This is a genomic window from uncultured Allobosea sp. (genome assembly GCF_945956895.1).
Classification (GTDB): domain Bacteria; phylum Pseudomonadota; class Alphaproteobacteria; order Rhizobiales; family Beijerinckiaceae; genus Allobosea.
The window spans coordinates 1-3,149 of sequence record NZ_CAMFJF010000153.1 but is presented as its reverse complement, the minus strand read 5'-3'; the positions used below and the strand labels follow the sequence as shown (position 1 = coordinate 3,149).

Here is a 3,149-nt window from a genome sequence, read left to right as displayed (position 1 = left end):
GGGACTGCGCGGCCGGCTTTGCCAAGGCGCGGCGGGAGCGCTAAGGAGCGTGGCCTTGCCGGAAAGCGCGTTGCCCATGACCGAAGCCGCCCCCACGTCCCTCGCCGATCTGCGCGGTGAGATCGACCGCATCGACAGCGCGATGCATGCGCTGCTGATGGAGCGCTCGCAGGTGATCGAGACGCTGATCTCGATCAAGAAGACGCAGGCCTCCGGCTCCGCCTTCCGCCCCGGCCGCGAGGCGGACATCATGAAGCGGCTGGCGCTGAGCCATAAGGGCCTGCTGCCGCTCGACACCGTCGAGAGCGTCTGGCGCATCATCATCGCCACTTTCACCTATGTGCAGGCGAACTATTCGGTCCATGCAGACATTTCCGGCGGCGATGCGGCGATGCGCGATTCCGCCCGCTTCCATTTCGGTTTCACCGTGCCTTACATCCCGCATGAGGATGCCCGCTCCGTTATCCGCGCGGTCGCGGAATCGGCCGGCGATCTCGGCATCTTCCGCATGGACCAGGGCGCCAGCGCCGGCATCTGGTGGCGTGACCTGATCGGGCCGGATGCGCCGAAGATCATCGCGCGTCTGCCCTTCGTCGAGCGACCGAACCATCCTGCGGGAACACCGGTCTATTGCATCGCCAAGCCGCTGGCCGACGCTGCCGTGCGCGAGATCGTGCTCTACGCTGCCCGCGTCGAGCGCTGGTCCGAGGCGTTGCGACACGGCCTCGCCGAGCACCTGGCCGAGGTCTCGGCCTCGGCCGCCGACGGCTCGCATCTCTCGCTGCTGGTCGCTGCCTCCGGCGAGGTCGATCAGGCCGCGATCCGCCAGGCCTTGGTGCCGGCCGGCCTCAGCGATTTCGCCGAAATCGGCAGCCACGCCGCCCGCTTCTCCGTCAAATCCGCCCGCTGAACGGGCTGGCTTCCTGCTGCAAGGTCAATCGTCATGGCGACCCGTCCCACCCCGCGTCCCGGCGTCCTCGATATCGAGGCCTATGTTCCCGGAAAATCCGCTGCGCCTGCCGGCGTGAAGCTGCACAAGCTCTCCTCCAACGAGACCCCGCTCGGTCCGAGCCCGAAGGCGATCGCGGCTTTCGAAGGCCTTGCCGCCAAGCTGGAGCTCTATCCCGACGGCACGTCGACCAAGCTCAAGCAGGCGATCGCCGGCCGCTACGGCCTCGACCCAGCGCGGATCATCTGCGGCAACGGTTCGGATGAATTGCTGGAGCTCGTCACCAAGGCTTATCTCGGCGCGGGCGACGAGGGCATCTACAGCCAGTACGGCTTCCTGGTTTATCGCATCGCCATTCTCGCCATGGGCGGCAAGCCGGTCGTGGTGCCCGAGAAGAACTACACCGCCGATGTCGACGGCATCCTCGCCGCGGTGACGCCGAAGACGAAGATCGTCTTCCTCGCCAATCCCAACAACCCGACCGGCACCTATCTGCCCTTCGACGAGGTCAAGCGCCTGCAGGCCGGCCTGCCGCCGCATGTCCTGCTCGTGCTCGATGCGGCCTACGCCGAATATGTCCGCCGCAACGACTACGCTTCCGGCATCGAGCTCGTCGCCGAGAGCGAGAATGTCGTGATGACCCGCACCTTCTCGAAGATCTATGGCCTCGCCAATCTGCGCATCGGCTGGATGTATGCGCCGGCTCATATCATCGACGCGCTCGAGCGCATCCGCGGCCCGTTCAACGTCAACGGCGCTGCGATCGAGGCCGGTGCCGCCGCCGTCGCCGACGAGGCGCATGTCGCTGCCGCCCTTGAGCACAATGAGAAGTGGCTGGCCTGGACCACGGCGGAGCTGGAGAAGCTCGGCCTGACCGTCACGCCTTCGGTCGGCAATTTCGTGCTGATCCACTTCACCAGGACGCCGGGCAAGACCGCCAAGGAGGCCGATGCCTTCCTGACCCAGCGCGGCCTCATCCTGCGCGCCGTCGGTGGCTATGGCCTGCCGGACGCGCTGCGCATGACCATCGGCAGCGAAGAGGCGAACCGCCTCGTCGTCGCCGCGCTCGCCGATTTCCTCAAGGCGTGACCGCGATGGCGGAAAGCTTCGCGCCGCGCCGGCCCACGCCGGTCTTCGCCCGTCTCGCCATCATCGGCATCGGGCTGATCGGCTCCTCGATCGCGCGCGCGGCGAAGGAGCTGAACCTCGCCGGCACGATCGTGCTGGCCGATCGCGACGAAGCCGTCCGCCAGCGGGCGCGCGAGCTCGGCCTCGGCCATGCGGTCGCAGAGACGGCGGCGGAGGCGGCCCATGATGCCGATCACGTCATCCTCTGCGTGCCGGTCGGCGCCTGCGGGCCGGTCGCGGCCGAGATCGCGTCGAACCTGAAGCCGGGCGCGATCGTCTCCGATGTCGGCTCGGTCAAGGGCTCCGTCGTCGATACGGTCCTGCCGCATCTGCCGGAAGGCGTCGCCTTCGTGCCGGCCCATCCGGTCGCGGGCACGGAGAATTCCGGCCCCGATTCCGGCTTTCCGAGCCTCTTCCTCAACCGCTGGTGCATCCTGACCCCGCCGGAAGGCACGGACGCGGCGGCCGTCGCCAGGACGCGCCAGTTCTGGGAGGGGATGGGCGCGCTGGTCGAGGTGATGAGCGCGCAGCACCATGACCTCGTGCTCGCCGTCACCAGCCATCTGCCGCATCTCATCGCCTACAACATCGTCGGGACGGCCGAGGATCTGGAGGCGGTGACGCAGTCCGAGGTGATCAAGTTCTCCGCCGGCGGTTTTCGCGACTTCACTCGCATCGCGGCCTCCGACCCGACGATGTGGCGCGATGTCTTCCTGCACAACAAGGAGGCCGTGCTGGAGATGCTCGGCCGCTTCAATGAGGACCTCGCCTTGCTGACCCGCGCCATCCGCTATGGCGACGGCGAGACCTTGCACAAGCACTTTACCCGCACCCGCGCGATCCGTCGCGGCATCGTCGCGCTCGGCCAGGAGAAGCCGGAGACGGAGAAGTTGCGCAAGGATTGAGGTAGCCGTGCGAAGCTGGGTGAGGGCGATGTGCATGACGTCGAGATTGGCTTGCCAAGCCCTCCGCCTGCTGGTACAGCGCCACCCGTTGCCGCTTTAGCTCAGCTGGTAGAGCACCTCATTCGTAATGAGGGGGTCGGGGGTTCGAATCCCTCAAGCGGCACCAC

At 67.2% G+C, this 3,149-nt stretch carries 3 protein-coding genes and 1 tRNA gene; all 4 read left to right on the top strand.

Translation table 11 applies throughout. From position 1 onward, the window contains the following. The first annotated feature begins 76 nt into the window (after window positions 1–76). Window positions 77–910: a chorismate mutase gene (locus Q0Q02_RS23645; RefSeq protein WP_293813261.1), complete on the top strand. Its 834-nt coding sequence runs from the start codon at window positions 77–79 to the stop codon at window positions 908–910. A gap of 27 nt (window positions 911–937) precedes the next feature. After that, the gene (gene hisC / locus Q0Q02_RS23640) at window positions 938–2,038 is read left to right on the top strand and encodes a histidinol-phosphate transaminase (protein ID WP_293813262.1); all 1,101 of its coding nucleotides are present in this window, start codon (window positions 938–940) and stop codon (window positions 2,036–2,038) included. Between the two features lie 5 nt (window positions 2,039–2,043). After that, window positions 2,044–2,982 (top strand): prephenate/arogenate dehydrogenase family protein, encoded by a 939-nt coding sequence (locus tag Q0Q02_RS23635; RefSeq protein ID WP_293813259.1) that lies wholly within the window; start codon window positions 2,044–2,046, stop codon window positions 2,980–2,982. A gap of 90 nt (window positions 2,983–3,072) precedes the next feature. Next, window positions 3,073–3,148 (top strand) — tRNA-Thr (locus tag Q0Q02_RS23630). Window position 3,149: the final 1 nt, after the last annotated feature.

Bases quoted from the DNA above. Each gene is read 5' to 3' on its own strand.
- Q0Q02_RS23645 (WP_293813261.1), top strand. From the start codon at position 77: ATGACCGAAGCCGCCCCCACGTCCCTCGCCGATCTGCGCGGTGAGATC.
- Q0Q02_RS23635 (WP_293813259.1), top strand. From the start codon at position 2,044: ATGGCGGAAAGCTTCGCGCCGCGCCGGCCCACGCCGGTCTTCGCCCGT.